Raw genomic sequence first — 16,257 nt, 5'->3', positions numbered from 1 at the left:
AAAACAGGTACAAAGGTACGTTTTTTTGTTTACAATACTCTCTCTCCGGTCATCAAAAACCGTATAGATCAGGCCCCCAGGTTCCGGTGCAGGATATCCATTTGTTTATTCCATAACTCTATCGTATCGTTGACTTCGTCTTCATCGGCAAAATCGGTAATAATCAGCGCTACATCTCCGGTCAAGGGCTCCACATGTATATTAAATTCAAAATATTCATCTTCCTCTTCTGCATCATCCCACCGAAACCTCACCACGGCATTACTTTTCAATTCTACGAGCGTAGCCGGCTGCTCACTACCATTCCATATAAAAATAAACTGATTACCTTTTTGGAATACGTCATCTGCAAACCATTCCGATAAACCGGCAGGGGTACTTAAACGAGAAAACAAGACTTTTACAGAAGACGAAAAAATGTACTCTAACTCTATCTTTCTTCTCATATTTCTAAATTTTGAGCCAAATTACTCAAAAAAAATATAAGTACCAAACAGACCGAAAAAAATAGCATTCGCTCAGGAGAGCAAATCAGGCTCAAGCAAAGGTATCCTGACCGAATTCCTGTCTGACTGCCCCAACCAATCTGACTTTCCATTCTTCACCTTTATTCTGATCCAAATGAGATAAGCGATTAATAATATCCGCCACAGAAAGACGATGAAAATCCACTGCCGGGAAATAAGAAACATCATCGTCTTCTTTTACTTCGACCAGGATTTTATGATCTACCAATTCCTGTAGGATTACTCTGACTTTACTGGAACTCATTCGGAGTCTTTTACAAACCATAGCCAGCGTAGGACTTCCTTGTCCATGAATATACAAATCGGAAATATATCGCAACATCCGCAACGTCACTTCAACGTTATCCACCCATTTATTATCCGCATTCATTGCATTCCGGTACAAGAAATGGCGGTTGCGCATAATATAACACAGCTCCGTTCCCCACAAAACGATACTCCAACTCAACTGTAACCACACCAATAAAAGAGGCAAAGCGGCCAATCCACCATAAATCGCATTATACGAGCTCACACCGATCTGGAAACGCAAATAGAACCATTGTACAATTTGAAAAACAGTACCGGCAACAATACCGGCCACCAAAGCATATTTGAATTTCACAGGTGTAGTGGGCATGAACATATAAAGAAATACGAAAAGAAACCATACCAAGATATAGGGTATCAAAGTCAGAATAGCTTTCAAAGCAGCACTGGCATAACTCAATAATCCTTCGTCCATGGCATATTCCTGCAAATTAGCCATCATAAAAACATTCATACTACTGATCAATACGACCAGGATCGGAGCGATAAACAGAATCGACATGTAATCGGTAAATTTTTTTACCAGACTCCGTCCCTTCTTCACCCCCCAAATCCGGTTCATAGCCAGTTCGGTACTGGAAAGCATCCGGATAACCGACCAGAGGAGTAAAACAATACCAAAACCTGCAATCACACCTCCCTGCGTATTATCCAAGGCTTTATTCGCAATATTCATCACCCATTGCATCACATCGGGATTGGTATAAGATTGCTCTTTGAGCCAATCTTCGAATGCCTTTGCAGCACCGAATCCACGGGCGATAGCTAAAATCAGGGCAACGACAGGAATAAAAGAAAGCGTAGAATAAAATGTTAAAGCAGAAGCTGAGATCATCGAAGCATCTTTAATAAAACGATCGATCGAGACAATGACAACAGCCACTGTTTTCAAAACAAGATCGGAAAGAAAAGTGGAAATCCGCCAATCCCGGCGCAAAACCGAGTAATAAAAATCCAAATACAAAAATCGTTTCAGATTATTCCTGTGTTTCATGACCTATGTATGATTTATGCAGCAAAGATAAAACAAAATTCAATACCTGTAGTGTACAATAACGAGGTTACAAAGTTGGCCAGAAAAAAGATCGACATTTAAATCATTACAGAGGTTCGAAAAGTTACAGCAGTTAGACTTAACCTCTAAAACCACAGTAACTCTCCGAACCTCTGTAACTAAAAAGAAGCCCCACAGGTGCCAGGGCACTTTACGGACTTTATAAACCTATTCCATTCTACCACGATCCTGTTTAAGGGAAAAAACTTTAATCGGTTTTCTCCTCCGGCAGGATCAAATAAACAATTCCATCACAGTTTCTTTAATTGTATCGGGATCTGTATCGAGTGCAAAGACACAATCGGGCTGTTTATAAACCACTTTATTTTCTTTTTTAAATTTTGCGATACCTCCGCCTGTAATATTCAGCATAATCACAGCATCGGTTTCGACAGCTCCGGTACGAATGGCTTGCTTCAGGGAAGCCACTGCAACTCCTGCGGCCGGTTCGATATCGATCCCTTCAGTGCGTTCGAACAAGACCATACCTTCCATCGCCTCTTCATTCGATATGGCAAACATATCTCCGCCGGTTTCAGTAAGCGCGTCGAACAATCCTCCTTTCAACGAATAAGGAGGTTTACGGTTAGAAAGTACTTTAGCACATATTTCTTCTGCCTGCTTACGGGCAATCGTATCGTCAACCGGCAAAAGAGCCCGCGATCCGGCCTTCCAGGCATCATACATCGGAGTAAACGGAATATTTTGTGACACCATCAATTTCATCAGGTTATTTCCGTAACGACCATCTACGATAAACCGTTTGTTTGCCTCCCAGGCAGCGATCGCCCCTGTTCCGCTTCCGACAGCCTGAAAATAATAATCCGGAATCCGTCCGATCGTGGTAACGGCAGAAAGTACTGTCGTCCCCATTCCATCGCGCCGGGCAACGTTTTTCGCTCCTCCTTCCGGATAAAACTTATCTAATTCACAAATAATATTCGACAGGTAAATAGCATCGAAATAATCGCTTCCTCTTTCGGTAGCGACCAATTTCACACAAGGATTCAACGGTTTAGCCGACCACATGGCATCGATACAATCCTGCGGAATACATAGTAACAAAGGAATATTATTTTCGGAACAAACCCGTGCAAAAGCCCGAGCGGTATTACCGGCCGAAGCCACCACCATCACTTTATCGTTCAAGTCATTGATCCGGGCACAAACCGCATAAGCCTCACATTCCTTGAAAGCCCCTGTCCTCATCAGAGCCCCCTTTTCAGGCCAATACCCGTTAAAAGTGATATACAAATCCGACAATCCCAATTCGCCGGCCAGACCTTCACTTTTGTATGTGACAGGTGCTCCGGAACCGTCCAGTGTCCGACAAACAGGTAACCAATCGGAATATTTATACAATCCCGGAAGATTTTCTTTCACCTCCAGTTGTTTCTTTGCATAGTTGGCAAAAATCAAAGCTGCGCCATCCCGATTCGGGCAATCCAACTCCCATTTTTCATCTGCGAACTTTGTCCCACAACATCGGGATTCAAGTACATAATCAGTCATTTCTAGTGTCTTCACTTTATTACTATTTACAACTTACAAAAATAAGTTATTTCTAATAGCCGAAGTTGGGTATAAATACTACTTTTTTGTTTATGTAACAGATTTACCGGACCGGCAACTGCCGTTCTGACAGTTTTTCCTGCCATACCCCTTCACCATTTTTATAAAAAAACCGCCATTTTTACAAAAATAATCCGGAGAAAAGCACTGGCATGCCATTTGATAAAAAATAAATGTGTTTGAATCAAAACCTCAGACACACCGAAAACGAATAATAGGTAAAAACGAATAGTAAGTAAGTAAATAAAATACATTAACATTATGGGAAAGATTATAGGAATTGACTTAGGAACTACCAACTCATGCGTTGCTGTAATGGAAGGTAACGAACCGGTAGTAATACCAAACAGTGAAGGTCGGCGTACTACCCCTTCAATTGTAGCTTTTGTAGACAACGGCGAACGGAAAGTAGGTGATCCGGCCAAACGTCAGGCTATCACCAATCCGAAAAAAACGATATACTCGATCAAACGTTTCATGGGTGAAAGTTTCGATCAGGTACAGAACGAAATCAAACGAGTAGCTTATGAAGTGGTGAGAGGTGACAACAATACTCCCCGGGTAGTGATCGACAATCGTCAGTATTCCCCACAGGAAATTTCTGCCATGATTTTGCAGAAAATGAAGAAAACGGCAGAAGATTATCTGGGTCAGGAAGTATCTGAAGCAGTCATCACCGTTCCGGCTTATTTCAACGATGCACAGCGCCAGGCAACGAAAGAAGCAGGAGAAATTGCAGGTTTGACTGTAAAACGTATCATCAATGAACCGACAGCTGCCGCTTTGGCATATGGTTTGGATAAAAAGTCCCAGGATCAGAAAATCGCAGTATTCGACCTCGGGGGTGGAACATTCGATATCTCCATTCTGGAATTGGGTGACGGGGTATTCGAAGTAAAATCGACTAATGGAGATACCCATTTAGGTGGGGATGATTTCGACGATAAGATCATCAACTGGCTGGCTGACGAATTCCAGAAAGACGAAGGGGTAGACATCCGTAAAGACCCGATGGCTCACCAACGGTTGAAAGAAGCTGCTGAAAAGGCAAAAATCGAATTGTCCAGTTCAACTTCTACAGAAATCAATCTGCCGTACATATTCCCGGTCAACGGAATTCCAAAGCATCTGGTACGTACGCTGACCCGTGCTCAGTTCGAACAATTATGCGACAGTCTGATCCAGGCAACGATCGAACCCTGTCGGAAAGCCCTGCAAGATGCCAACATGAAAGCTTCCGATATCGACGAAGTGATTCTGGTTGGTGGTTCAACCCGTATCCCTGCCGTTCAGCAGAAAGTACAGGAATTCTTCGGAAAAGCTCCTTCGAAAGGTGTTAACCCGGACGAAGTAGTAGCGGTAGGGGCAGCTATCCAGGGAGGTGTACTGACCGGAGAAGTAAAAGACGTCTTGTTGCTGGACGTTACTCCGCTGTCATTGGGAATCGAAACACTGGGCGGTGTAATGACCAAACTGATCGAAGCCAACACGACCATCCCGACTAAAAAATCGGAAGTATTCTCTACGGCAGCTGACAACCAGCCTTCTGTAGAAATCCATATCTTACAGGGTGAACGTCCGATGGCCCGCGACAATAAAACGATCGGCCGCTTCCATTTGGACAGCATTCCGCCAGCACCGCGTGGAGTACCTCAGATCGAAGTCACTTTCGATATCGACGCCAACGGTATCCTGAATGTTTCAGCCAAAGATAAAGCCACCGGTAAAGAGCAATCTATCCGGATCGAAGCTTCTTCCGGTCTGTCCGATGCCGAAATCAAACGGATGAAAGACGAAGCAGCTGCTAATGCAGCCTCCGACCAGCAAGAAAAAGAAAAGGTCGATACGATCAATAAAGCAGACTCTATGATCTTCCAGACCGAAAAACAACTGAAAGAGTTCGGAGACAAATTGCCGGCCGACAAGAAGGCGCCGATCGAATCTGCTCTGCAAGAACTGAAAGAAGCTCATAAAGCTCAGGATGTCGCCCGCATCAACAGCGCCATCGACAAACTGAACAGTGTCTTTCAGGCTGCTTCACAGGAAATGTACAACGCTCAGGCTCAACAACAGCAGGGCGGTGCACAGCAAGGTCCTCAGGGTAACCCGAATGCCGGTCAGCCGAACAATGGCGGAAAAGACCAGGAAGTCACCGACGTAGACTTTGAAGAAGTGAAGTAAGATAGCAACTATCTGAAACGATAAATAAGAAAAGGAGTGTAAAATAATTGCACTCCTTTTTATTTTACTAATATTCTCAATCTTTCGTTATTATCAGCAATTTTTACGATAGTTTTCAGTTATGCGATAACAATGGTCCCGGGTAAAAATTTAAAATGCGGCATATTTACTGTTGAAACGGAAACCGATTCCCAACATCAGGAAATTGGGGTCGTGAAATTTCTGGAGGTTATAACCCACATGTAAAAAAGTATCCCGTGACATGGCTATTTTCAAAGTCAACATTTGATAAAAAGCCCTCAGATCGCCTTTTCCGATAAAATTAGTACCCATACCGATCCCTACGGTAAAAAAAGGCATGACATACTCTACCCGCCCCGACATACCCAGGGCAAATTGATTATAAAGAGCAGGCCGCCTGATTTGTGACTTATCGATGTCTCCATATACCTCATCGGAAAGATACAAATTTGCACTTCCATCATATACTCCATCCAAAGAAACACCTAGCCGAAGTTTATAGTCGACGTTATACATAGGGGCAAAATTAAATCCAAAAACCGGATAAGACTCGGGTAACGGATATTGCCCTTCCTGCATCCAGATTCCTTTCCGCCGCCATGAACCGAAAAATACAAAATCATAACTGACATGCCGCTGAAAAGGAGGAATATGATAAGAAGCGGCTGCATGTAAAGAGGTCAGATCTTCTTTCCGGTAAAAATTATATTCTACACCGAGTTTTCCCCCAAGGGTATTCACCCCTGCATTGGGGAAATTTGTATTTCCATTTGAAAAATGGGTCAAAGTGACTCCCGAAGTCAGACTTAAACGGGGAGAAAGTGCCCAACGCAGATAAAAATTAGCATTGAGATAAGCATTGATCTTCGATCCCACCATCTTATTGTAAGAATTATACTGTTCATCATAGGGTTTCCAGCCGCCAGACAATCCGAAATTCCATTCGTAATTAAACGACAGCCATGGACAAATCCGGGCGATACGTGCTCCCTGAAACAGATAAAAGGCAACAGGATTACCGATTTGCCGGGATTCTCCAAACGAATAACAGCCCAATCCGATTCCCTGATAAACATTCCCATAAATCCGATCGTAAATACTTCCGGGCTGATAATGAAGCGCATATTTAAAATGAGTAGAAAAAGCTCCGCGAATCAGTTTCCGCTCCGGATTTTCTCCCCTCAAAAAAGGATGAGTAGGAAAAACATATTCGGGTCTTGCTTCTACTCCCAGGCCATGAACGAACCGACGGGGCAGCCTATTAGCCAAACTATCCTCCGTCTGCCCGAAAACGGACGCAACCACCCCAACCATCACCATACCCGACAAAACGATAACTTTCTGAATCCGCCCAACCTTATTCATATATCAATCCTGATTTCATAGGTAAGTCTTCACTATTTTTAATGCACGCAAATATAGTAATAGCAGTCCAATATAATCCCCCCTGCACCATTAAATTTTGACAGTTATATACATATTTACACTTACAAACGTAGGTTTAATTTTTTTCTTTCTATTCCGATTCCGGGTTTTATCCCGTCAGACCGGTTCGTCTGGAACGGTCCGGTAAGGAGTTCCTTCACCGACGAACGGAGTGAGGAGTTCCGCCGGTCAGTGAAAGAAAAAGCCAGACGACCGACAGAAGCGACCGGGTCTCCAAACACGAACACCGGAGACGAATAAGTAACGAACCTACGTTTATTAGTGTAAATATGTATATAATTGTCTAATAAAATTCAGAAAAGAGACACGTTAATTTGTGAAATATACAAAAAGAATTCATTTTTTCAAAAAAAAACAGTATGTTTGCACATATCATAATATGTATATACATATATAATTTAAACTATCGGCTGAAAATAACAAAATATGAAAAGAATAATCGGATTATTTCTCGTCGCCCTTATTCCGCTATATGTATCCGCCGGCCCCGACAATATCGCTCCTGCAGCAAAAGTAAAAGCATCTTCTTCGGTACCCGGTTATGAATGCCAGCACGTTACAGACGGTATTATCTGCATTCAGGATCAGGGAGAATGGGCTTCCAACAGCAGCGTTTCATTTTACGGCTCGATCGACTATCCCTGGCTAGAACTCGAATGGGATACCCCACGGAGTATCGATCGCATCCATTTGTATGACAGACCTTCACAACAAATTCATACAGCAGGTATTACCATTCATTTCGATGACGGTAGCCGACTGCCTGTCAACACTATTCCCAACGACGGGACAGCTAAAGTCGTCGAATTCGCCCCCAAAACCACCAAACGCCTGAGATTCGAAGTCACCGACGGTGACGGACCTACCCTGGGACTTTCGGAAATAGAAGTCTTCCCCTCTCCTCAGGATTACCCGGATTATGTTTCTTATGTCGATCCCTATATCGAATCGGCCCGTGGACGCTATTTCTTTTTTGTAACCGGCAGCAGGCCTTTCGGCATGTTAAGTGCGGCACCGATGACCCGGAATAAAAATCAATACGGAGGAGGTTATAATTACAATTCGACAGAAATCTTAGGATTCCCTCAGGTGCATTGCTGGATGCTTTCCGGTATCACTCTCATGCCTGCCACCGGTGATATCGATCCCACCAAGGGCGAACAAGGTTGGAAATCCCGATTCTCTCATAACGAAGAACTTGTACAACCGGGTTACCACCGTGTATTCCTGAACGATTACAAACTTTGGGTAGAACAAACCTGTACCGACCGGGTCGGTTTCTACCGGATGAAATATACCGAAGACTGCCTTTCGAATACACTCCTCAATCTGGGCGGATTTACAGGTACTTCGACGATGACCGATGCCGAAGTCCGGCAGACGGGCCCGGCAGAACTGGAAGGTTCTGTCAGTACAGTCGGAAGATTATGGGGTGGTCCTGAAGAAGTGAAGATCTACTTTGTCATGCATTTCGATAAACCTTTCGACCGGCTCGACAGTTGGGACGATTCTCTGACGACCAAAGCTGTCACCGGATTAAAGGTCAATTCCCAAGCCACACCACGAAATGCCGGGATGACCTATTATGACGCACCTACAGCAGGGATTCAAGCCCTCCATCGGCTCAAGAAAGGAGAAGAACTTCAAGTAAAGATCGCAATCTCATATACCAATATCGAAAATGCCCGTCACAATTTAGCACATGAATGTGCCCATTGGGATTTCGATGCCATACGCCGGGATGCCCGCCGTGAATGGGAAGAAACCTTATCCAGGATCCAGGTTCAGGGAGGCGATGCCCATCAGCGTATAAAATTCTATACCGATCTGTGGCATGTCCTGTTGGGACGCCATAAATTAGACGATGTTTCAGGAGATTATCCGGATCGTACAGGCCAGGAATTTATTATCCGTACCCTCCCTAAAAACACAACGGGAGAATCAAAATTTCATATGTACAACTCGGATGCTTTCTGGCTGACCCAATGGAACCTGAATATACTTTGGGGACTTGCCTGGCCTTCGGTATTGGATGATTTCGCCGCCTGTCTGATACAATATGCCGATAATGGCGGATTATTACCCCGGGGGCCATGCGGAGGAGGTTATTCCCGGATTATGACGGGGTGTCCGGCAACCAACCTGATCGTATCGGCTTACATGAAAGGACTTTTGAAGAAGACCGAAGCCCGGCACGCTTTCACTGTGATGAAACGTAACCATATGCCGGGAGGAATGCTCGGAATCGATGATTTCTATCTCGAAAACGGTTATTATGCCGACAATGCAGGTATCACTATCGAAGCAAATTTTCAGGATTGGGCTCTCTCGCAAATGGCACAGCAGCTGGGCTACCCAGAAGAAGCCACTTATTTTCTGAAACGCTCCCAAGGCTGGAAACAACTTTTCGACCCTGAAAAAAAACTGATCTTCCCCAAAGACCGTCAAGGTAACTGGAAGCACCGGAATCCGTTGAGCGGTGACGGCTGGGTCGAAGCCAACGCCTGGCAAGCCACCTGGTCGGTATCACACGGCATCCCGGATCTGATCGAACTAATGGGAGGAAAAGACGTATTATGCGATAAATTGAATTATGCTTTCGAACAAGCTGCCGACGATGACTTTGTATACGGTTATTCGGGAGGCTACATCAGCTATGCCAACCAACCCGGAGTGTCCAACGCCCACGTATTCAGCTGGGCCGGTAAGCCTTGGCTGACACAATACTGGGTCAGAAGAGTCAGAGCACAAGCTTACGGAGCAGTCACTCCCGACAGAGGATACGGCGGGCATGACGAAGATCAGGGACAGATGGGAGGTATCAGCGCACTGATGGCTATCGGGCTATTTAGCCTGACAGGAAATGTGGATCAGAATCCCTCTTATGAAATCACTTCTCCGATTTTCGACCGGATCGAAATCACACTCGACGATCGTTATTATGAAAAAGGAAAATTCGTCATTCAAACCTATCATAATTCGGCCGGCAACTGTTACATCCGACAAGCACGTCTCAACGGAAAACCGTTACACGACTTCCGTTTTTCCCATGCCGACTTTAGTAAAGGAGGACTATTGGAATTATGGATGGGGCCTGAACCGGCAAAAAAATGGGGAATTTTCCCCAAAAAACGCAGTCCTCGACCAGTGAATCAAAGATAGGAACTTTTCAATTCTCACATAAAAAAAACAGATGTTTATTATTCTTAAATATAGCACCGACAGATTTTATAAACTCAATATAAAACAGCTATCTGAACAGACAATTACAACAGAAATAACAAAACCGAATCTTTTAACTTTTCACGCAAATACTTGAATCCCCGGTTCTTTTGGGTTTTTACCGTATTAATACTGATTCCGAGCAGATCGGCAATCTCATTTCCCGAATGTCCCTGAATACTCATCAAAAGTATTTTTTTTCTTTCTTCGGGCAGATCTTCTATATAGACATAGAGTTGGCGGATCAATTCTTCCCGTACGGTTAAAGCGAATTGTTCGTCGGGTAATTCAACCTCCTCCGCTACCATCTTACGTAAAATATTCTGACGGGAAGCCTGGGTACGAAGATGGAACAGGGCATTGTTGTAGGTCGAGCGATATAAATACCAGGTCAATTCTTTGATATCCGGAAAGGTCCGGTCGGAATTCCAGATCCTGATCAAAGTATCCTGAACGATATCCTGAGCCGTATCGGAATCTTTTACAATACCATCGGCATATGAACAAAGGGCTGCATAATAAGAGGCATACAGCGTTTCCCACGCTTTTAAATCCTTTTGATTTACCCCTCTTAATATTTCCTGTTCATTTAGCGCCATCCACTTTCTTTCTGTTTGTTTCCGAAAACAAAAATAAAGGATATTTATAAATATAATTAAAACAAGGGATTATTTTATAGAAAACATTTTTTCTGTCCCCCATTTTCGGCAGCCCAACCGGTTATTGGTGCTCTTTTTTCATTAATTCGTTAAAACAATGCCGGCATATCGGTTCATAATCGTGCTTTTCTCCCAGCATCACCAATTTATCATTATCCGACAGACGATGGGAATGATGGGCCAAATTCCCGCAACGGACACAGATCGCATGTACTTTCGTCACATATTCGGCCACAGCCATCAAATCAGGCATCGGCCCGAAAGGTTTACCGGTATAATCCATATCCAGCCCAGCGACTATTACGCGGATACCGTTATCTGCCAATGTTTTACATACCGACACTATATTAGAATCAAAAAATTGGGCTTCATCGATTCCGACGACATCGACATCTCCGGTCAATAACAAAATATTACCCGAATTTTCCACCGGCGTACAACGAATCGTATTCGCGTCATGCGATACCACATCTTCATCCGAATAACGCACATCGATTTTCGGTTTAAATATTTCCACCTTTTGCCGGGCAAACTGTGCCCGCTTCAACCGCCGGATCAACTCTTCCGTCTTACCGGAAAACATAGAACCGCAAACCACCTCTATCCAACCGGCCCGATTAGTACTCTCCAAAAACATCCCTGATTCATTTTTAGTCGTGCAAAAGTATAAAATTAAGGGATTCCGGGACGGTTCTTTCTGTCAAAATTTACCGGCATCTGCTAAGTTGCCGGAATAGGGGAATTTATAAAGCCAATGGTTCCAACGGATGCTTTTTACGGTCGCTGAAACGAACGATCGGGAAGGACGGTTTAGCGAACAAAAGGGATTTAGAAGTTTCTGACTTTTCAGACGAAATAAAAAGTTACAAAGGTTACAAAGATGGCTCAACCTCTGCCCCCTCGTAACTCTTGTAACCTTTTTAACTTTAATAACTGAAAAAAGAACGATCAGCTTACAGCCATTTTACCAAAGCAAAGTCCTGGCGATGGGGCAGTAATTCGCTTTTCGGGTAGATACGGATGGCCAGCATCAGCAATCCCGGAGAGTCGGCAGTCACATCGATGCGGTATCTGGCCACACTACCCACTTGTTCAACAGGGATAAAATCGTGTTTTTCGCGGATAACCTGGCGTCCGTCTTTCTGTTCGGCAGCCACCAATTCAACTCCTACTTCATGCATACTGAGTTCGCCGATCTCGAGTTTCACCTCTCCGTAATAAGATTTCCCCAAAGCGATGATCTGTTTGGAACGATTGGGCAGGTCCAATCCGACTAACTCGATATTATCCCATTCGCGGGAAATTTTCTTTTTCCATTCGGCAATTTCTGCCGCCATGGCGAAATCATTTTCGATCATCTTCTGATAGCGGGCAGACATCGGAACATAATATTGTTTTTCATAATCTTCCAGCATCCGGTTGGTCGTAAAATTCGAAGCCACCCTGGCAATAGTATTTTTGATATAGCTGATCCATTTAGGTGATAATCCGTTAGCATCCCGTTCGTAGAACAGAGGAGCGATCTCATCGTCGATAATGTTATATATCATTTCAGAATCCAATTCATCCTGCATGGCCTGATTTTCGAAAGTTCTTTCCATCGGCAGCATCCATCCGGCATCTTTACGATATCCTTCTACCCACCAACCGTCGAGCACGGAGAAATGCATAACACCGTTCATAGCAGCCTTTTCGCCACTGGTACCCGAAGCTTCCTGAGGCCGGGTCGGCGTATTCATCCAGACATCAACCCCTTGTACCAATTTCTTGGCCAGATCCATATCATAGTTAGGCAGAAAGATGATCTTACCCAGGAATTGCGGATATTTGGATACCTCGACAATCCGTTTGATCAGGTCCTGTCCGGCTTTATCGGCAGGATGGGCTTTCCCGGCAAAGATAAACTGCACCGGATGTTTGGGGTTATTGACGATTTCATCCAGGCGTTCGAGGTTACGGAACAACAGGTGAGCCCTCTTGTAGGTAGCGAAACGCCGGGCAAAACCTATGGTCAGAATATCGTCCCGCAAAGTTTCACGGATCTGAATCACCTGCCGGGGAGTGAAATAAGAAGCAGCCACCTCGTCTTTCAGCAATTCTTTTACATGATCGATCAGGCGCTTACGCAATTTGGTACGCACCTCATATACGACAGCATCGGGAACGGTATAGATTTGTTCGAAACATTTCTTATCGTAATGATGATTCTTAAAATCTTCACCGAACAAAGATTCTTCTATTTTCTTCCATTCGGGAGCCGCCCAAGTCGGATAATGTACCCCGTTGGTCACATAACTGATGTGCAACTCCTCGGCCATATATCCCGGCCACATGCCTTTGAAAATCTCTTTACTCACTTCGCCGTGCAACCAGCTAACCCCATTCATTTCCTGAGCCAGATTAGCCGCAAGGAAGCTCATAGAGAATTTCTCATTCGGATCGGCGACATTGATTTTTCCTAATCCCAACAGCTGTTCCCAGGAGATTTTCAGCCGATCGGCATAATGAGAGATGTAAGTACGCAGCATATTTTCCGAAAAGGCATCATGTCCTGCAGGTACAGGTGTATGAGTCGTAAACAAAGAAGATGCCCGCACCACTTCGATCGCTTCGGCAAAAGTCAGGCGTTCCTCGGTAATATATTCTTTCAATCTTTCCAGCCCGGTGAAAGCAGCATGTCCCTCATTGCAATGGTAAGTAGAAGCTTCGATACCCAGTTTTCGCAAGGCCTGAATACCTCCACACCCGAGCAAAAGTTCCTGTTTCAAGCGGTTTTCCCAATCTCCGCCATACAGATGGTGGGTGATACTCCGGTCTTCGGGCAAGTTATCTTCGAAATCGGTATCCAGCAGATAGAGCTCTATCCGGCCGACATCGACCCTCCAGATCCGGGCATATACATTCCGTCCCGGGAATACCAGACTGATGGTTTCCCAATTACCTTCCTTGTCACGTACCGGGGTTACGGCGATCTTCATAAAATCCTGAGCTTCGTATTCGGCTTCCTGATCACCCATAGCAGATAATTTCTGTGTGAAATAACCATAACGATACAATAAACCGACAGCCGTAATCTTCGTCCCTTTATCGCTGGCCTCTTTCAGGTAGTCACCGGCCAGGATTCCCAATCCTCCGGAATAGATCTTCAACGAAGTATGCAAACCATACTCCATACTGAAGTAAGCAACCCCATTCCCGGACATATGTTCTTTCGCTGCCATATAGGCTTTAAACTGAGCATATACTTCTTCAAGTTTATGCACGAAACCGGCATCATTTTCCAGTTCTTTATAACGAGCCAGGGAAATCGAATCCAACAACATGATCGGATTGTGACCGCAAGCCCTCCATTTATCGACATCGATCATCCGGAATAATTCACGAGCACCTTCATTCCAGGCCCACCAAAGGTTTTTGGATAATTCTTCCAGAGCGATCAGTTTTTCGGGAATAGAGCGATGGATCATCACACTGACCCAGCTGGGATTATTCACCGTGAGCTGTTTTTCGATATAAGATACCGATTCGTTCATATTGGCAGGCAGGTCTTTCAAGCGTACGCTGACCTGGTTCAAAGCGATCGTATAAGCCTGTTTATAATAATTGATCAGATTATCCCAAAGTGCAATCCGGGAAACATCTTTGGCATTGTCCCGGTCTTTCTGCATTTCAGTTTCTCCGACCTGTGTATAATTTTTTACCCATTCGGCGATAGCCGTAGCCACATTGGACGCATCACCGTCTTCGCGGTGAATAACTTCTATACCGGGATGATTCATATTATAATGTTCTTTCACCCACAGTCCGAATCCGGCCAAAGTGGTCGTAATGGTAGGCACTTTAAACGCCAGACTTTCGAGCGGAGTATATCCCCAAGGCTCGTAATAAGACGGGAAAGCGGTCAGATCCATCCCCACCAGCAAATCATAGTAAGGCATATTGAATACCCCGTCATCTCCATTCAGATAACTGGGAACGAAGAAGATCTTCACTTTATCTTCCTCGGAATTACGCAATTTTTGTGCCCGGATACGGTTCATCACCGGATCGTTGGCACTATCGTTGAGATAATGTGTCAGATAAAGATCTGTAGAGGTAACGGCCTGATAAGGTAATTCCAGGTTATGCAGCAATTCCTTGTTTGCACCGGCATGTCCGGCAGGTACCAAAATAAAGGCCAACACCTCTTTACCGAGTCCGTTGTTACGATTCAATTGTCCCATGGCATCGATAAAGACATCGATTCCTTTGTTTTTAAACTCGTACCGTCCACTGATACCCAGGATCAAGGCGTCTTCGGCTACGGGACGCCCCAAAATCGCCTGTGCCACCTGAAGAAATTTTTCTCTTCCGGCCTTTCGTTTGCCTTCCCATTCGGCTTCGGAAGGCGTAAAGACATTCTCAAATCCATTGGGAGTAACCAGGTCTACTTCTTTATCCAGAAAATGAGCACATTCGGTAGCCGTGATCTCACTGACCGTAGTGAAACAATCGGCTTGATGTGCTGCGGTCTTCTCGAGAGACTGTTTGGAAATGACATTGAAACGACGTGCCAGTTCTTCGGGTACATAATTTTTCATCTCACTGTACAGGGGTAGATTATTCCCGGCTACACAACGGCCCAACACGGTGGCATGAGTGGTAAATACACATCCCACCTGAGGCATCGCACTTTTCAAATACAATAATCCGGCTCCCGTCATCCATTCGTGAAATTGGGCGATAATCCGCTGCCGGATAGAAGAATTAAAGCGAACGAAGCTCTCGATCACTTTCCCTGCTGCATATCCGAACAGGGCCGGTTCGATGTAATCCCATTGACCACTAATCGAATCGAGTTTATATTTTTCCCAAAAAGAAGCAAAAATTTCATCTTTCTGCGTAATGAACGTACTGAAATCAACCAGGATGACAATCGGTTTTCCAGCCACATTCCACCGTCCTACTTTAATACGCAAGCCTTCCTGGGCTGCTCTCTGCCGCCAGGACCTGAACAAACGGGGATCGTCGATAAATTCAGGATTCTGTTCGGTATAACGCCAGACATCGGGGCCGATTAAAATATGACTACTGCTGTATTCTTTTTCCATATTGAGGGCTTTGGTCGAAATCACCGTATGAATTCCCCCCACTTTATTACAAACTTCCCAACTTACTTCAAAAAGGTAAGCGGGATTCTTCAATTTATTGTTATCCATATTACTTTTGCGTGTGTTAAATGAGCCCCGAAGGTACATATTTTTATCCAAAAAGTTGATAATCAAAA

General features: G+C 44.4%; 9 protein-coding genes. 2 read left to right on the top strand and 7 right to left on the bottom strand.

Annotated elements, in window-relative coordinates; all coding sequences use genetic code 11:
* Positions 1–68: 68 nt before the first annotated feature.
* The 3 genes from AC5RDS_RS15005 to AC5RDS_RS14995 all read right to left on the bottom strand — a co-directional run bounded on the left by AC5RDS_RS15005 (position 69) and on the right by AC5RDS_RS14995 (position 3,402).
* Positions 69–446, bottom strand: a complete 378-nt coding sequence (locus tag AC5RDS_RS15005; RefSeq protein WP_013610652.1) for an START-like domain-containing protein — start codon at positions 444–446, stop codon at positions 69–71.
* 91 nt (positions 447–537) lie between these two features.
* A complete protein-coding gene (locus AC5RDS_RS15000) occupies positions 538–1,830 on the bottom strand; it encodes a YihY/virulence factor BrkB family protein (protein ID WP_013610651.1) in 1,293 nt (430 codons plus the stop codon).
* A 294-nt stretch (positions 1,831–2,124) separates the two neighbouring features.
* On the bottom strand, positions 2,125–3,402 hold the full coding sequence (locus AC5RDS_RS14995) for a cysteate synthase (RefSeq protein ID WP_118121852.1): 1,278 nt from the start codon (positions 3,400–3,402) through the stop codon (positions 2,125–2,127).
* Between the two features lie 321 nt (positions 3,403–3,723).
* Here AC5RDS_RS14995 and dnaK point away from each other — a divergent pair, with 321 nt between their 5' ends.
* Positions 3,724–5,643 carry a molecular chaperone DnaK gene (gene dnaK, locus AC5RDS_RS14990; RefSeq protein ID WP_013610648.1) on the top strand — a complete coding sequence of 640 codons (1,920 nt, stop codon included), beginning with the start codon at positions 3,724–3,726 and terminating at the stop codon, positions 5,641–5,643.
* A gap of 150 nt (positions 5,644–5,793) precedes the next feature.
* On the opposite strand, the gene AC5RDS_RS14985 is transcribed toward dnaK, so the two are convergent.
* Positions 5,794–6,984 carry an acyloxyacyl hydrolase gene (locus AC5RDS_RS14985; RefSeq protein WP_229032404.1) on the bottom strand — a complete coding sequence of 397 codons (1,191 nt, stop codon included), beginning with the start codon at positions 6,982–6,984 and terminating at the stop codon, positions 5,794–5,796.
* A gap of 552 nt (positions 6,985–7,536) precedes the next feature.
* Between AC5RDS_RS14985 and AC5RDS_RS14980 the strand changes: the two genes are divergently transcribed.
* Positions 7,537–10,272 (top strand): GH92 family glycosyl hydrolase, encoded by a 2,736-nt coding sequence (locus AC5RDS_RS14980; protein WP_494222392.1) that lies wholly within the window; start codon positions 7,537–7,539, stop codon positions 10,270–10,272.
* Positions 10,273–10,376: 104 nt separating this feature from the next.
* Here AC5RDS_RS14980 and AC5RDS_RS14975 read toward each other — a convergent pair whose 3' ends face one another.
* The 3 genes from AC5RDS_RS14975 to glgP all read right to left on the bottom strand — a co-directional run bounded on the left by AC5RDS_RS14975 (position 10,377) and on the right by glgP (position 16,189).
* The gene (locus AC5RDS_RS14975; RefSeq protein WP_013610643.1) at positions 10,377–10,931 is read right to left on the bottom strand and encodes an RNA polymerase sigma-70 factor; all 555 of its coding nucleotides are present in this window, start codon (positions 10,929–10,931) and stop codon (positions 10,377–10,379) included.
* A gap of 121 nt (positions 10,932–11,052) precedes the next feature.
* On the bottom strand, positions 11,053–11,628 hold the full coding sequence (locus AC5RDS_RS14970) for a thymidine kinase (protein ID WP_013610642.1): 576 nt from the start codon (positions 11,626–11,628) through the stop codon (positions 11,053–11,055).
* Between the two features lie 316 nt (positions 11,629–11,944).
* Positions 11,945–16,189 (bottom strand): alpha-glucan family phosphorylase, encoded by a 4,245-nt coding sequence (gene glgP, locus AC5RDS_RS14965; RefSeq protein ID WP_118108569.1) that lies wholly within the window; start codon positions 16,187–16,189, stop codon positions 11,945–11,947.
* Between the last annotated feature and the right edge of the window lie 68 nt (positions 16,190–16,257).

It is taken from the genome of Odoribacter sp. (assembly GCF_985060555.1).
This window is presented reverse-complemented; position numbering and strand designations above follow the sequence as displayed.

Excerpts from the sequence above, each read along its gene's own strand:
- AC5RDS_RS15005 (WP_013610652.1), bottom strand. The coding sequence starts at position 446 with ATGAGAAGAAAGATAGAGTTAGAGTACATTTTTTCGTCTTCTGTAAAA.
- AC5RDS_RS15000 (WP_013610651.1), bottom strand. The coding sequence starts at position 1,830 with ATGAAACACAGGAATAATCTGAAACGATTTTTGTATTTGGATTTTTAT.
- AC5RDS_RS14995 (WP_118121852.1), bottom strand. The coding sequence starts at position 3,402 with ATGACTGATTATGTACTTGAATCCCGATGTTGTGGGACAAAGTTCGCA.
- dnaK (WP_013610648.1), top strand. The coding sequence starts at position 3,724 with ATGGGAAAGATTATAGGAATTGACTTAGGAACTACCAACTCATGCGTT.
- AC5RDS_RS14985 (WP_229032404.1), bottom strand. The coding sequence starts at position 6,984 with ATGGTGATGGTTGGGGTGGTTGCGTCCGTTTTCGGGCAGACGGAGGAT.
- AC5RDS_RS14980 (WP_494222392.1), top strand. The coding sequence starts at position 7,537 with ATGAAAAGAATAATCGGATTATTTCTCGTCGCCCTTATTCCGCTATAT.
- AC5RDS_RS14975 (WP_013610643.1), bottom strand. The coding sequence starts at position 10,931 with ATGGCGCTAAATGAACAGGAAATATTAAGAGGGGTAAATCAAAAGGAT.
- AC5RDS_RS14970 (WP_013610642.1), bottom strand. The coding sequence starts at position 11,628 with ATGTTTTTGGAGAGTACTAATCGGGCCGGTTGGATAGAGGTGGTTTGC.
- glgP (WP_118108569.1), bottom strand. The coding sequence starts at position 16,189 with ATGGATAACAATAAATTGAAGAATCCCGCTTACCTTTTTGAAGTAAGT.